This is a genomic window from Kitasatospora sp. NPDC001095 (assembly GCF_053598615.1).
The window spans coordinates 112,444-127,209 of sequence record NZ_JBSFKQ010000011.1 but is presented as its reverse complement, the minus strand read 5'-3'; the positions used below and the strand labels follow the sequence as shown (position 1 = coordinate 127,209).

Sequence of the window (14,766 nt, the reverse complement as noted above, 5' to 3'; positions counted from 1 at the left end):
AACGGCCGGCGGGGGCCGAACCCCCGCCGGTCGCCGGCGGCGCGGCCGACGGCGCCAAGGGCGTCCGCCCTCGGCGCGGTGCGTCAGCCCGCCGTGCCGAGGAAGCTCTCCCAGCCGCCGGCCGGCGCCTGGCCGACATTGAGCGAGCGCAGCTTGCGCAGGGTGGACTGGTCCTGCACCTCCAGCCACTCGACCAGCTGCTTGAAGGAGACCAGCCGGACGTCGGGCTTGCCCGCGATGGCCTTGAGGGCCTCCTCGACGGCGTCCATGTAGATGCCGCCGTTCCACTGCTCGAAGTGGTTGCCGACGAAGAACGGCGCGCGGTTGCTGTTGTACGCCCGCTCGAAGCCCGCCAGGTAGGAGTTGGTGGCCTGGGTGCGCCACTCGCCGTACATGGCCGGGTCGCCCTTGGTGCTGCCCTTGGACTGGTTGGCCAGGATGTTGTAGTCCATCGACAGGACCTGGAAGTTGTGCCCGGGGAACGGGATGGACTGCAGCGGGAAGTCCCAGATCTTGCCGTCCTGCACCTTCTGCGGCCATATCTGGAGGCCGCCCGAGGAGCTGGCGTCGTACTTCCAGCCCAGGTTGGCGATGGTCGGCAGCAGCGCCTTCTGGCCCTCCAGGCACGGGGTGCGGCCGCCGATGAGCTCCTTCTTGTAGTCGAAGGGGAGCGGGTCGACGTCGGTGAAGCCGGTGTTGGTCCGCCACTGGGTGACGAAGCCGATCGCCTGGTCGATCTCGCTCTGCCAGTCCTCGGGGGTCCACACGTTGACCCCGTTCTTGTCCGGACGGCTGGAGCAGAAGTGCCCGTTGAAGTGGGTGCCTATCTCGTGCCCGGCCAGCCAGGCCTGGCTGATGAGCTTGAGCGTGCTCTTCACCGCGCCGTCCGACAGGTACGGGATGTCGGAGGCGCCGACCGAGTGCTTCGGCGGGTGGTACAGGTCGGCCTTGCCCTTGGGCAGGGCGTAGATGCCCGAGAGGAAGAAGGTCATCGTGGCCTTGTACTGCTCCGCCAGCTTCAGGAAGCGGGGGAACTGGCCGTCCTCGGTGCCGCCCGCGCCGTCCCAGGAGAAGACCACGAACTGCGGCGGCCGCTCGCCCGGCTTGAGCTTCTCGGGCTTGGGCTGGTTCGGCTGCGGGCCGGTGTCCGCGTTGGAGCCGTCGCCGATCGGGGTGCCCTTGGGCACCACCGCCCGGGTGGGGTCGGCGGTGCCGCCCTGGGTCGTGCTCGCGCCGCCGGAATCCTGGGAGGTGGCGGGGGAGCCCTTTCCGCCCGAACCGGATCCGCCGCTGGAACAGGCTGTGACCGCGCCGAGGGCTGCGGTCGCAGCGGTCGCACTGAGCACCGTCCTGCGCGAGATGCTGGTCATGGTCTCCCCTGGGTGCCGACGCCGGTGGTGAGGGCGGCCCGCAGCCGCACCGGTCAAATCGGGCGATTGATGATTATTTCGCCGTTAGCTTGTCATGTCGCCACAGCGGTCACCAAGGTCGCCGAGCGCTGACGACTCTCAACACGCCGGGCGTGACCGGCTGGGCTGCGGGGATGCGTCGACTGTTGCCGTCCTGTGACGCTTCCCACCCCTTGCGGCCCGGTCAGTACGGTACCGCCGGTCGGTCCGCACTCCGGTGGAGTTCGTCTGCGTTCGGCCCGCTTGGTCGCCCTTTTGGGAAAACTTTTGCCCCTTGCTGGGCTGGGGCGGTCCGAGGCCCGCCAAGGGGCACTGCCGGACGGACCGGGCGGAGCGGCGGAGCGGATCGGCTGGAAAGGAGCAGGGCCGGCCGGACGTTGATGGGCCGGCCGGACGTGGACGGGCCGGTCGGTCGGCGACGGCTGCCGGGCGGACCGTCAGAGCGCGGCGAGCCGGCGGGTGCGGCGCACCATGCGCGCGATCGCGGTGCTGATGGCGGTGGCCGCCGCGCAGGAGACCACGAGGCTCAGCCAGGCGGTGTTGAACCAGTGGCTGTTCAGCCAGCCCAGCGTCACGATGTAGGCGGCCCAGACCATCGCCGCCAGCGCCGACCAGTGCAGGAACCGGTGCGGATGGGCGGGGGAGTGGCCGATGGCCAGGTCGAGGACGGTCCGCCCGGCCGGGACGAACCGCGCGATCACCACCATCGCGGCGGCCGCTCCGTGGGGGCGTTCGACCAGGGCTTCTTGGACCCGGGTCACGCTGGCCGCCAGTTTCGGGCGCCGGGCGAGCCGGCGGTGCAGCACCGGGGCACCGCGCCGGGCCAGGTTGAGCAGCAGGAGGTCGCCCAGGAAGGAGGCCAGCGCCACGCCCAGTCCGAGCATCAGGGGCGCGCCGTTGACCTGGGAGGTCTTGAGCACGGCCAGGATGACCAGCGTCCCGCTGGGGATGAACGGAAGGAGGGCGTCACCGAGCACGGCGACGAGCGCCAGCGCGCAGATCCACGAGGATCCGATCGCCGCCACGAAGTTCAAGGCCCTTTACTCCCTCCACGCCTCCCGGAGGAGCAGGTGGCTGCAGGGGTCAACGCTAGCGCCTCGACCTTTCATGGCATGAAGCACCCCGGTATGGGATGGATCACGGCTGTTGATTCCGGCCGCGCCGCGAGGTGGCGAACCGTCCGTCCGAGCCGTCCGGGGCGTGCGGCACCCGGGCGGCGGAAGGCCCCCGGAACCCGAACGAGCCCCCGGGGCGGGGTGCCGCGCCGAGGGCTCGCAGTGATCGTCCGGTACTGGTCCAGCCCGACGATCTTGCTGGTGGAGTGCGGATCCCGCTCCGGCGACCCGCTCCTGGTCCCCAGCCTGCCGGACATCGGCCCCCGCCGCGAGCGCCGGCACTGGCGACTTCCGGCGCTGGCGGGAAGTCGCCAGTCGTGTTCGCCCGCTGGCTCTGCGTCAGTCGAAGGGTCGGTCGGACTTCGCGCGAAATGGCCGGAATCCACCTGGACCCTGGCCGGACGGCACCCCGGGGGCGGGAACAGCGGGCCGCCTGCCGTGGTTGACCCCGGTCGGCGACAGCGACCGGCGGGCCCACCCGGGCCGCGCGGTCACCACGACGGCCGGCTCAAGGACGGCAGCCAGAAGGGCGGACGGGATGACCACCGAGGACCAGCAGGAGCACGGGACCGGGCCGACGGCCGGCGCGGCGATCCGGGGCACCGCCCGCGGAACGGCACCCGCTCCGCTCTCGATCCTCGACCTGGCCACCGTCGGCGTCGGCCACACGCCCGCCGAGGCCCTCGCCGCCACCACCGAACTGGCCCGCCGGGCCGAGCAGTGGGGCTACCACCGCTTCTGGGTGGCCGAGCACCACGGCATGCCCGGGGTGGCCAGTTCCACCCCGGCCGTCCTGCTCGCCCACCTCGGGGCCAACACCACGACGCTGCGGCTCGGCTCCGGCGGCGTCATGCTCCCCAACCACGCCCCGCTGGCCATCGCCGAGCAGTTCGGACTGCTGGAGGCCCTGCACCCCGGGCGGATCGACCTCGGACTCGGCCGCGCCCCGGGCACCGATCCGGCCACCGCCCGGGCGCTGCGCCGAGGCCTCACCGAAGGCGCGGACGACTTCCCCCAGCAGCTCGCCGAGCTGACCCACTTCCTCGACGGCGACTTCCCGGACGGCCACCCGTACGCCCGGCTGACCGCCGTCCCCAAGGGCGAGGGCCGCCCGCCGGTCTGGCTGCTCGGCTCCTCCGGCTTCAGCGCCCAGCTTGCGGGCCGTCTGGGCCTCCCGTTCGCCTTCGCCCACCACTTCAGCAGCGCCAACACCATCCCGGCGCTGGACCTCTACCGGTCGTCCTTCCGCCCCTCCGCCGTGCTCGCCGAGCCGTACGCGCTGATCGGCGTGAGCGCGGTGGCCGCCGCCGACGAGCCCTCGGCCCGGCGCCTCGCCCGCTCCGCGGCCCTCGGCATGCTCCGCCTGCGGCGCGGCAACCCCGGCCCGATCCCCACCCCGGAGGAGGCCGAGGAGTACCCGTACAGCCCGGTCGAGGCGGACTTCATCGACAGTTGGCTCGACAACGTCGTGCTCGGTGACCCGGGCCGGGTCGCCGACGGACTGGAGGCGCTGCGCAAGCGGACCGGCGTGAACGAGCTGATGGTCACCTCGCACATCCACGGCCACGAGGCCCGCCTGCGCTCCTACGGCCTGATCGCCGAGGCGTACGGCCTGACGGCGACGGCCTGATCGCCGAGGCGTACCGAGTGATGGCGACGGCCTGATCGGCCGGCGGGCACGGTCCACACGGTGCCGGTCCGTGCCACTCGGTCCGTCCAGCCCCAGCCCTCAGCCCCCGGCTTCCGGCCCCCGGTTCCCCGGCCCCGGGCCCCCGCAGCTACCGGCGGGCCACCGGCGGGCTACCGGCGGCCCAGGGCGGGGCGGCCCTCGCGGAGTATGGCCGCGACCAGTTCGGCCTCGCCGGGACGGGCGAAGTACCAGCCCTGGGCGGTGTCGCAGCCGGTCAGCCGCAGGCGCTCGGCCTGGGCGGCACTCTCGATGCCCTCGGCGGTGACGGTCAGGCCGAGGGTGTGGGCGAGCTGCACCATCGCGCCGACGATCTGCTCGTCCGCGTCGCTGCGGCGGGCGCCGAGTTCCGGGCGGCCGGGGCGGTCCGTCGGGGCGGGCTCGCGGAAGCCCTCGATGAAGCTGCCGTCGAGCTTGAGTACGTGCACCGGCAGCCGGGAGAGGTAGGCCAGATTGGAGTAGCCGGTGCCGAAGTCGTCGATCGCGATCCGCACGCCCATGTCGGCGAGCGCCTGGAGGGCCTGGAGCGGGCGGCCGCCGGGGCCGAGCAGGGCGCTCTCGGTGATCTCCAGCTGGAGGAGCCGGGCCGGCAGGCCGGTGCGTTCGAGGGCCCGGGCGACATCGGCGACGATGTCGGAGTCCCAGATCTGGCGGGCGGCCAGGTTGACGCTCACGAAGGTCTCGGTCTCGGGGAACTCGGCGAGCCACCGCCGGGCCTGGCGGCAGGACTCCTCCAGCACCCAGGTCCCGAGCGGCACGATCGCGCCGGTCTCCTCGGCGAGCGGGATGAAGCGGTCCGGGGAGAGCGTCCCGTAACGGGGGTGGCGCCAGCGGACCAGCGCCTCGGCGCCGTGCACCGTGCCGTCGGCCAGGCCGACCAGCGGCTGGTACTCGATGGTGAACTCGCCGCGCTCCAGGGCCGGGCGCAGCGAGGTGGCGAGCAGTTGCCGGGTGAGCTGGTGGGCGCCGCGGTCCGGGTCGTAGAGGGTCCAGCGGGCGCGGCCGTCGGCCTTGGACCAGTAGAGCGTGGCGTCGGCGTCCTTGACCAGGTCGGTCGGGGTGGTCTCGTGCACGGACCGCTCGACCACGCCCACGCTGGCGGTGATCACCAACCGGTGCCCGGCGACGTCGAAGGGACGTTCCAGCGCCTCCAGGATCCGGGCGGCCAGCTCGGTCAGCTGCTCGCTGCCCAGGCTGTCGGTGACCAGGACGGCGAACTCGTCGCCGCCCATCCGGGCCACCAGGTGGGTGTCGCGCCCGTCGAACTCGCGCCGCAGCCGGGTGGCGACGGCGATCAGCAGCTGGTCGCCGATGTGGTGGCCGAGCGCCTCGTTGATCGCCGCGAAGCCGTCGATGTCCAGGTAGCAGACCCCGACCCGGCGGTCGTCCGCGGCGGCTGCGGCGACCGGGCCGGGCTGGTCGGTCGGTGCGAGGCAGGCGGCGTCGAGCCGCTCGAAGAAGTACGCCCGGTTGGGCAGCCGGGTCAGGGGGTCGTGCAGGGCCTGGTACTCCAGCCGGTCGCCGAGCCGGCGCTGTTCGGTGATGTCCTCCACCAGCGCGAGGGTGTAGAGCGGATCACCGGCGCCGTCCCGGATCAGCGAGACGGTGACCTTGCTCCAGACGGTGTGGCCCTCGCGGTGCTTGAGCAGCTTCTCCACGCGGAACCGTTCCCGCTCCCCGCGGACGAGTTCGGCGAAGAGCCGGTCCGGCATGCCCTCCGGGTCGATGATCTCGTGCAGGTGGGTGCGGACCAGGTCGCCGACGCCCCGTCCGATCAGGGCGGCGAAGGCGGGGTTGACCTCGATGATGCGGTCCTCGGCGTCGATCAGGGCCATGCCGATGACGGCGTCGCAGAAGGCGGCACGGAACCGGGACTCGCTGGCCCGCAGCGCGGCCAGCAGCCGGTCGGCGCCGATGCCCTCCTGGCCGGTACCGGTGTCCGCCCGACCGATACGGCCGTCGGCCCGGCCGGTGCCGTCGCCCTCTCGGTCCGTACGGCCGTCGGTCCGGCCGGTGCCGCCGGTGAGCCACCGGTCCCGGTGGGTGTCGCCGGTGAGCGGGGCCGAGCAGGTGGGGCAGAGCAGCAGGTCGGGTTCCGCGAGGGTCCCGCAGAGGGTGCCAGCTCCCGATGGGGCACCCGCGGCTCCGGGGACGGGCCCGCCAGGGGATCCGGCGGCCGGTTCCAGGACCGGTGAGGCGAGGTGGCGGTGGCGCGGTGATTCCGTGTGCCGCACGCCGGGGTGGTGTGCGTCGGCCCCCTCGTTCTGGCCCGGCACGGCATGCTCCCGTCCGCTGCTGACGCTTGACGATGGTCCGGCCGGCCAGTCGGGGACCCGGCGGCCGGCTCCGCACTCTGTCGTGGTCCTCGGAGTCGGCCCGCTGCGGGGGCCGCCCGTCGTGGGGTGGCGGCGCGCGGGGACCCGCCTGAGGGACAGGGCGCTGCGGCCGATCATAGGCCGGGATGGCAACGCGCGGTGACCGCCGCCAGGGTGATTCGCCCGCTTTGTGATCATGAATGGCGGTACGTGCAGACGCCCCTGGTGTACATCACATGATGTGCACCAGGGCCGTGTGCGCCGAAGCCGCGCCCCTGGGCGCCGGTCGCGCGCCGGAAGCGGTCCGGTGCGGGGACGCGAGCGGTCCGGAGCGGGACGGGAGCCGAGGGACAGGGGCCGAGGGGCGGGAGGGAAGAGAAGGGGAGAGAGGAGGGGAGAGGAGAAGAGGGCGCGGCTCAGGCCAGGGAGGCCGAGAGGGTGATGGTCGTGCCGGTCAGGGCCTGGCTGACCGGGCAGTTGGCCTTGGCGTCCTCGGCGGCCTTCGCGAAGCCGGCTTCGTCCAGTCCTGGGACGTCCCCGACGACGGTCAGGTGGATGCCGGTGATGCCCGTGCCGGGCTGGAAGGTGACGTCGGCCCGGGTGTCCAGCTTGGTGGGCGGGGTGCCGGCGCCGGTCAGGCCGTGCGAGAGGGCCATCGAGAAGCAGGCGGAGTGGGCGGCCGCGATCAGCTCCTCGGGGCTGGTCTTGCCGTTGGGTGCCTCGGCGCGGGACGGCCAGGAGACGGGGTACTCGCCGATCCCGGACGAGGCGAAGGTCACCAGCCCCTTGCCGTCGAGGAGGTTGCCCTCCCACGCGGTGGTGGCGGTGCGGGTGGTTGCCACGATCGGTTCCTCCAGTGCTGAGGGAGTGTTCGAACGGTCACTTCCGGTCATGCGTGCCCCAGCCTACGGCCAGAGCCCGCCCCGGTCCCGGCGCGTCACGCCGTAGCAGTCGGCCGTAGCGGTCGGTCGAGTGGTCGGGGTGGTCGGTCAGGGCAGTCGGTCGGGCACGGCGCCGGCGGGCGGTCCCGGCCCGCTGTCCGGATCGTGGACGGTTCCGTCCGACGGTGCGGGGCCCGGGCGGGGGCCCTGTTAGATTTGCCCGGGCCCGAGCCCGGCCGCCGTACGGCCGGGCGCCCACTCCAGACACCGGGAGCCGCCCCGATGACGGACCACTCCACGACCCCCGACGCCGGCTCGTCCGAGGGGATCGACGACGCCGTACGGGCCGAGCTGACCAGCCTGCGCGAGAGCATCGACAACATCGACGCCGCAGTGGTCCACATGCTGGCCGAGCGCTTCAAGGCGACCCAGAAGGTCGGCCGGCTCAAGGCCGAGCACAAGCTGCCGCCGGCCGACCCGGCGCGCGAGCGGGACCAGATCAAGCGGCTGCGGGAGCTGGCGGCGGGTGCGAAGCTGGACCCGGTCTTCGCGGAGAAGTTCCTGAACTTCATCATCGCCGAGGTCATCCGCCACCACGAGGCCATCGCCCGCTCCTGAAACCCGTGCCCGAGCGGCTCCGGGACACCCGGAGATGTCGGCGGCGGCTAAATGACCGATTTCGTCAGGCTCCACGGTTGGCGTAGCGTGCAGGTTTCCCCAGCCGGAGAGGTGGAGCAGCGACGATGGCGGTGAACCTGCCCGAAACGCCCAGCGGAGCCGGAGCGCCCAGCGGTACCGCGTCGGACGCCCACGGGGCGTCCGGCGGCCGCGCCGAGGCCCGCCGTCGGGCGCGCGGTTCGCGTGGCGGTACGGGCCGGCGGCCGCGGCCGTGGTGGATCGAGCTTCCGGTGATGGCGGCGGTCGGCCTGGTGGTCGCGCTGCTGATCAAGACCTGTCTGTTCCAGGTGTTCACCATCCCGTCCGGCTCGATGGAGAACACCCTGCGGATCGGCGACCGGGTCGGCGTGAACAAGTTGGCGCCGCTGACCGGCTGGGAGCCGGAGCAGGGGCAGCCGGTGGTGTTCAAGGACCCGGGGGGCTGGCTGCCGCCGCAGCCGACCGACCCCAACCCGTTCACCAACACCATGAGCTCGGTGCTCAGCTTCGTCGGCCTGGTGCCGCCGAAGGACGACAACTACCTGGTCAAGCGGGTCATCGCGACCGGTGGTCAGACCGTGCAGTGCCAGGGCACCACGCTGACCGTCGACGGGCGGAAGCTCGACGAGCCGTACCTGCACCCCGGGGACGACTCGTGCGCCGGGATGGACTTCGGGCCGGTGAAGGTGCCCGCGGGCTACGTCTGGGTCGAGGGCGACCACCGCAGCGACTCCGCGGACTCCCGCTTCCACCAGCACGGCCCGGGTGGCGGCGCCGTGCCGGTGGACAACGTGGTCGGCCCGGTGTCGGCCGTCGTGTGGCCGCTCAATCACCTCGACTGGTTCGGCTGGACCGGCCGCTGACCCCGCGCTCGGCGGTCACCCGGTCGCGGGCCCCGGGCCCGGCGGTTCCGGGGCCGGCAGCCCCGGCGGCGTCGATCCCGTAGTCAGCGGAGTCAGCCCCCGATCCCGCCCCCCTGTCCGCCCCCGGGTCAGCCCCGGTGTCCGCCCCCGCCTCCGCGGGCTTGCTCGCCTGCGCCGCGAAGGCGCCGGTCAGCACCAGCAGGCCGCCCGCGATCTGCGGCAGTCCGAGGTGCTCGCCGAGCAGCACCCAGGCCGTCACGGTGGCGACCACCGCCTCCAGGTTGGCGACCACCCCGGCGATCGGCGGCGACAGGTAGCCGACCGAGATCACCCCGGTGAGGTAGGCGAGCACGGTCGCGATCAGGACCATCCACACGGCCGGGAGGAACGCGGGCAGGGTGTGCCCGTTCATCACCACCGACCCGCCGAGCTTGCTCCAGTCGGCCTGCCAGGGCCGGGTGAGGGCGGTGAGGAGCACGGCGCCGACGAGCAGCCCGAACGCGCTGACGGCGAGCGGGTCGACCGGCCGGTCGCCGTGCCGGCCGGCGTCGGCGAGCACGAAGTAGCCGACCTGGCAGAAGGCCGCGCCGAGGGCGAACAGCACGCCCAGCGCGTCGAAGCTCAGACCGTTCCAGGCCTCGACCACACAGGCCAGCCCGGCCACCGCGACGCCGGCGCCGATGGCCGCGCCGCGGGTGATCGGCTTGCGCTGGACGAACTTGACGTAGCCGATCAGCAGCGGCGGCCCGAGGTACTCGATGAGCAGGGCGACGCCGACCGGGATGCGGGAGATCGCCGCGAAGTAGCACGCCTGGACGCCGGCCACGGCGAGCAGGCCGAAGCCGAGCAGCAGGCCGGGGCGGCGCAGTACGGCGTCCCGGTGCCGGTAGGCGACCGGGAGGAGCGCCACCGCCGCGCCGGTGACCCGGAGCCACACCACGTGTAGCGGGGAGAGTCCGGCCTCTATCAGAGGCTTGGCCGCGGTGCCGGATCCGCCGAAGGCGATGGCGGAGACCAGGGCGAGGCCGAGGCCGAGGGTTCTGCCCGAAGGGAGGGTGGGCGAGGCCGTTGATCTGTGCACGGCCGCATTCTGACAGTCACACCGATGATCGGGTAAGGCGCCATTCCGTCATTCGGTCCTGCCCGCACCTGTGCGTCATGGCGCAATCACCCGATCCGGCAAGACCCGGGGCTCCGAGGGTCCCGAAGCTCCCACGGCCCCGGAACGCCTGGGGGCCCCGAGAGCCTCAAGGCTCCCGGGGCCCCAGGGCTCCGACGTGTCCGGACCCGTCCGTCAGCCCCTGGACCCGCCCGACGCCCCAGCCCCCGTCCCCGCGAGCGCGTCCGTCCCGCCGCCGGTCGGGGCGGTCGGCTGCGTGGTCGGGGCCGTGGTCGGCTGGGTGGTCGGCGTCGGCCGCGAGGTGGGCCGGGGCGGCCTGGTCGGCTGGGTGGTGGGCTCGGTCGGGGGAGGCGTCGGGGCGGTGGTCGCGCCGCCGTCCGTGCCGCCCGACGGGGTCGAGCCGTCGCCCGGCGCCGTGGTGGGGCCGGTGCTCGGAGTGCCGGTGGGGGCGCTCGTGGTCGGGGCGCTGCTCGGCGTGCTCGGGGCGCTCGGCAGGTCGGTGGCGCCCGAGGAGGCGCCGCCGGCCGGGGTCGGGAAGTCGCTGACCGGCTGGCCCTTGAGCGCGGCCTTCATGTAGCTGGTCCAGATCTGGGCCGGGTACTGGCCGCCGGCCGCGCCGTCGATGCCGCCGACGCCGCTCAGGCTGACCTGGGAGCCGTTGCCCGGGTCCTGCCCGAACAGGGCGACCGAGGTGACCAGTTCAGGGGTGTAACCCACGAACCAGACCGACTTCTGGTCGTCGGTGGTGCCGGTCTTGCCCGCCACCGGCCGGCCGAGCGCCTTCGCCCGCCAGCCGGTGCCGCCCGGGTCGCTCACCACGCCCTGGAGCATCGAGGTGACCTCGTTGGCGGTGTCCTCGCTGATCGCCTGGGTGGTCTTGTGCGCGGGCAGCGCGACGTTCTCGCCCTCGCGGTCCACCGCCTGGACCAGCCACGGGGTGATCTGCCTGCCGCCGTTGTCCAGGGTGGCGTACACGCCCGCCATGTCGAGCACGCTCGGGGTGGCCGCGCCCAGCGGAATGGACGGCACCGGGTCGAGCCCCGGGGTGTTGCCGGGCAGGCCCAGCGCGACGGCGGTGTCCTTGACCTTCTGCAGCCCGGTGTCCTGCGCGAGCTGCGCGAAGGCCGAGTTGACCGACCAGTCGGTGGCCTGCTGGAGAGTGATCTGGCCGTAGCTCTTGTCGCCCTCGTTCGGCGGCGCGTACGGGGTGCCCTTGCCGCCGCGGACCTTCCGGCCGCTGGTGCCGTCGTAGACCGTGTTCGGGGTGATGGTGCGTCCGTCCTGGGTCTTGGCGTCGTTCTCGAGGGCGGCGGCCAGCGCGATCGCCTTGAAGGTCGAGCCGGCCTGGTAGTCGCGCCGGGTGGCGTTGTCCACGTAGTGCTTCACGTAGTCGACGCCGCCGTACAGGGCGACGACCGCACCGGTCTTCGGGTCGACGGAGGCGGCTCCGGCCTGGGCGGCCGCGTCCTTCTTCCGCTTGTCCGGGCTCAGGGTGTCGTGCAGCTGGGCCTGGACGGAGTCCTGGAGGGCCTGCTGGCGGGCCGGGTCGATGCTCAGCTTGATCGTGTAGCCGCCCTTGGCCAGCTCGGTCTCGCTGATCACCCCGTTGGAGGTGAGGTACTGGGTGGCCGCGTCGACCAGGTAGCCGGCCTGGCCGGACAGACCCGGGTTGGGCTGAGGGTCCCGGACGTCGGGGAAGGTGGTCCCGGCACGCTCCTCCGCGGAGAGCCAGCCCTCCTTGACCATGCCGTCGAGCACGTAGTTCCAGCGGTTGACGGCGTTCTGCTTGCCCGCCGCGGTCGCGGTGGCGACGTCGTAGGCGCTCGGGGCGTTCAGCAGGGTGGCCAGGTAGGCGCCCTGGGCCGCGTTGAGGGCGGACGCGTCGACGCCGAAGTACGCCTGGGCGGCGGCCTGGATGCCGTAGGCGCCGCGGCCGTAGTAGGAGGTGTTCAGGTAGCCGGAGAGGATGTCGTCCTTGCTCTCGGTGGCGTCCACCTTGATGGCGATGAACAGTTCCTTCACCTTGCGGGTGATCGACTGCTTCTGGTTCAGGTACGTGTTCTTCACGTACTGCTGGGTGATGGTGGAGCCGCCCTGGGTGCCCTCGCCCTTGGCGGTGTTGATCGCGGCCCGGGCCAGGCCCTGAACGTTGACCGCGCCCTCGTCGTAGAAGTTCCGGTCCTCGGCGGCCAGCGCCGCGTGCTGGGCGGCGGGGGAGACCTTGTCCAGGCCGACGTTCTGCCGGTTGGTCTGGCCGGTGCGGGTGAGCACCGAACCGTCCGAGTAGAGCCAGGTGTTGCTCTGGGCGGTCGCGGCCGCGTGCGCGTCCGGCACCTTCACCAGGGCGATCCCCAGCGCGAACAGGCCGATGCCGAGCAGCAGCGCCGAGCCGAAACCGAGCAGGGTCATCCGCCAGGTGGGTATCAGCCGGCGCCAGCCGGTGCGCCTGGGACGGCGCGCCTTCTTGCCGCCGGACCCGCCGGGCCCACCGGACCCGCCGACCGGGCCGGTGGAGCGCTTGAACCGCTTGACCGGGCGGAGGTTGATCGACGGCGTGCGACGGCCGCTCTGGGCGTTTCTGGACAAAGCGCGGCCTTTCCTGCGGGTGCGTCGACGCAGCCGGCACGGACGGTGACATCGGCGGTTGGGGACCTTTGTCCCGATTCCGGTTCTACCGCCCTGGACGAGCAGACCGGGCCGGATGGCTCCGGCGGATCGCCAATCGAGACCGACATCACACGCAAATCGGACGTCGGAGGCCAAAAAATCGGGGAGCCCCTCGCTATTGCGAGAGGCTCCCCAACTGTCTGTGCGCCGCCAGGGACTCGAACCCCGGACCCGCTGATTAAGAGTCAGCTGCTCTAACCAACTGAGCTAGCGGCGCCTGCTGACCTGGAAAACAATACACGCTTCCGAGGGGTGCCTCGAACCACCCCGGTGCCCGGCGCCCGATCCGCACCTTTCCTTCCGATTGGTATGGAGTTCACCGCTGGTTAGGGTGGAACGGTGCCCAGCCACCAGCCAGGACACCGCGCCGCGCGGACGACAGCCGCCACCCTGCTGCTGCTCAGCGCCGTGGCGTACACCGCCTGGGTGCTGGAGGTCGTGCTGAGCACCGGGCTCGACCCGGTGCAGGCGTACATCAGCGAACTCGCCGCCGAGGACCAGCCGCTGGGCGGCCTGTTCCGGGCCACCGACCTCGCCGCCGGGCTCTGCCTGCTCGCCGCCGCCGGCACCGCCCTCGCCACCGGGCAGGCCGGGGCCTCCCGGCGGCACCGCTGGGCGCTGGCCGGCTGGTCCGCGCTGGCCCTGTTCGGCGCCGCGACCGCCGCCGACTCCCGGCTGCCGCTCAGCTGCGCCCCCACCAGCGACGAGATGTGCGCCGCCCGGGAGACCGCCGGGCTCGTCCCCGCCACCCACACCGCGCACGCCGTCACCAGCAGCCTCGCCATGGCCGGGGCGCTCACCGCGCTCGTCTCGCTCACCGTGGCCGCCCGGCGCTACCACTGGTGGCCGCCGGTGCGCCGGTTCGGGCCCTGGCTGCTGGGCGCCGAGCTCCTCGCCACCGGCTGGAGCCTCGCCTCGATCGCCGCCTTCCAGGCCGGGCGCGGCACCTGGGCGCTCGGGGCCGGGCAGCGGCTGCAGGTGCTGCTGGTCGCGATCTGGCTCGGTCTGCTGGCTCTGGGCATCGCCCGCTCCGCCCGTACGGACGCCCCGGACGCGTCGGACGCCCCGGACACGTCGGACGTGTCGGACCCCTCCGACCGGACGCACCAGGACGCCATGCCGGGGCGCCGCCCTGCCGGGCCGTCCCGGGACCGGAGGCCGACATGAGCGCCCCCGGAGCGCGGACCGGCAACCGGGCGCGCTTCCTGCGCATCGACGGCGTCCCGCTGCACGTCCGCACCGAGGGCAGCGGCCCGGTCTGCCTGCTCTCCGGCGGCCTCGGCAGCAGCTGGTTCGACTGGGACCTGGTCGTCCCCTTCCTCACGCCCTACCGCACCGTGGTCCGCTTCGACCGGCCCGGTTACGGGCTGAGCGCCGCCGAACCCGCCGCCGGGCGGCCCGCCCCGACGGCGGCCGGCGAGGCCGGGCGAATACGCGCGGTGCTGGACGGCCTCGGGCTGCGGGAGCCCTGCACGGTGGTCGGGCACTCGCTCGCGGGCCTCCATGCCGAGGCCTTCGCCCGGCTGCACCCCGAGCGCACCGCGGGACTCGTGCTGGTGGACGGCAGCATGGAGGCGCGGCCCCGGCCGTACCCGGCGCCCGGCGCGCGCGACCTGGCGGCCCGGGCGGTGGCCTGCGCCGCCACCGCCCTCGCCGTGCCCTACCTGCTGGGCCCGACCGTCCGACGGACCACGGCCCGGCTGTCCACCGTCCGCCGGGAGGACCTCGCCCCGGCGCCGCTGGTGCGGCACTGCTACCGCACCGGGCGGGCCCTGCGCGCGATGCTGCGGGAGAACGTCCGCTACCTCGACACGGCCGCCGAACTGGACGGGCTGCGGCGCACCAGGCCGCTGGCCGAGGACCTGCCGATCACCGTGCTGGCCGCCGACGACGGCTGCCGGACCCGCCGCACCGAGGACTGGCTGGCCCGGCAGCGGGAGCTGGCGGCCCTGCTGGGGGCGGACTTCCGCATCACCGCCCCGGCCGGGCACCTGGTGATGTTCGACCGCCCGGACGCGGTCGCCTCGGCGGTGCTCGACACCCGCTGAGGCG

General features: G+C 73.4%; 11 protein-coding genes and 1 tRNA gene. 5 read left to right on the top strand and 7 right to left on the bottom strand.

Annotation, left to right across the window (positions count from 1 at the left end; translation table 11 throughout):
• Positions 1-83: 83 nt before the first annotated feature.
• On the bottom strand, positions 84-1,370 hold the full coding sequence (locus tag ACWDBB_RS13285) for a hypothetical protein (protein ID WP_449789667.1): 1,287 nt from the start codon (positions 1,368-1,370) through the stop codon (positions 84-86).
• Between the two features lie 476 nt (positions 1,371-1,846).
• Positions 1,847-2,434: a DedA family protein gene (locus ACWDBB_RS13280; protein ID WP_449789737.1), complete on the bottom strand. Its 588-nt coding sequence runs from the start codon at positions 2,432-2,434 to the stop codon at positions 1,847-1,849.
• Positions 2,435-3,062: 628 nt separating this feature from the next.
• On the opposite strand from ACWDBB_RS13280, the gene ACWDBB_RS13275 reads away from it, so the two are divergent.
• Positions 3,063-4,154: an LLM class flavin-dependent oxidoreductase gene (locus ACWDBB_RS13275; RefSeq protein WP_449789666.1), complete on the top strand. Its 1,092-nt coding sequence runs from the start codon at positions 3,063-3,065 to the stop codon at positions 4,152-4,154.
• 170 nt (positions 4,155-4,324) lie between these two features.
• Here the strand turns inward: ACWDBB_RS13275 and ACWDBB_RS13270 are convergent, their stop codons facing one another.
• Positions 4,325-6,487: a putative bifunctional diguanylate cyclase/phosphodiesterase gene (locus ACWDBB_RS13270; protein WP_449789665.1), complete on the bottom strand. Its 2,163-nt coding sequence runs from the start codon at positions 6,485-6,487 to the stop codon at positions 4,325-4,327.
• 455 nt (positions 6,488-6,942) lie between these two features.
• Positions 6,943-7,368: an OsmC family protein gene (locus tag ACWDBB_RS13265; RefSeq protein WP_449789664.1), complete on the bottom strand. Its 426-nt coding sequence runs from the start codon at positions 7,366-7,368 to the stop codon at positions 6,943-6,945.
• 321 nt (positions 7,369-7,689) lie between these two features.
• On the opposite strand from ACWDBB_RS13265, the gene ACWDBB_RS13260 reads away from it, so the two are divergent.
• Positions 7,690-8,025 (top strand): chorismate mutase, encoded by a 336-nt coding sequence (locus ACWDBB_RS13260; protein WP_392881203.1) that lies wholly within the window; start codon positions 7,690-7,692, stop codon positions 8,023-8,025.
• A gap of 125 nt (positions 8,026-8,150) precedes the next feature.
• Entirely contained in the window at positions 8,151-8,927 is a 777-nt protein-coding gene (gene lepB / locus ACWDBB_RS13255; RefSeq protein WP_449789663.1) for a signal peptidase I, read from the top strand.
• Here the strand turns inward: lepB and ACWDBB_RS13250 are convergent.
• The 3 genes from ACWDBB_RS13250 to ACWDBB_RS13240 form a co-directional block, all read right to left on the bottom strand.
• A complete protein-coding gene (locus tag ACWDBB_RS13250) occupies positions 8,890-10,008 on the bottom strand; it encodes an EamA family transporter (protein WP_449789662.1) in 1,119 nt (372 codons plus the stop codon). The two genes, lepB and ACWDBB_RS13250, sit on opposite strands and share 38 nt — an antisense overlap.
• Positions 10,009-10,221: 213 nt before the next feature.
• Complete coding sequence (locus ACWDBB_RS13245; RefSeq protein ID WP_449789661.1) at positions 10,222-12,633, bottom strand: transglycosylase domain-containing protein; 2,412 nt, start codon at positions 12,631-12,633, stop codon at positions 10,222-10,224.
• A gap of 224 nt (positions 12,634-12,857) precedes the next feature.
• Positions 12,858-12,931 (bottom strand) — tRNA-Lys (locus tag ACWDBB_RS13240).
• A 122-nt stretch (positions 12,932-13,053) separates the two neighbouring features.
• On the opposite strand from ACWDBB_RS13240, the gene ACWDBB_RS13235 reads away from it, so the two are divergent.
• Together ACWDBB_RS13235 and ACWDBB_RS13230 are read left to right on the top strand one after the other, a co-directional pair.
• Positions 13,054-13,881 carry a DUF998 domain-containing protein gene (locus tag ACWDBB_RS13235; RefSeq protein ID WP_449789660.1) on the top strand — a complete coding sequence of 276 codons (828 nt, stop codon included), beginning with the start codon at positions 13,054-13,056 and terminating at the stop codon, positions 13,879-13,881.
• A complete protein-coding gene (locus ACWDBB_RS13230) occupies positions 13,878-14,762 on the top strand; it encodes an alpha/beta fold hydrolase (RefSeq protein WP_449789659.1) in 885 nt (294 codons plus the stop codon). Before ACWDBB_RS13235 ends, ACWDBB_RS13230 begins: the two co-directional genes overlap by 4 nt.
• Positions 14,763-14,766: the final 4 nt, after the last annotated feature.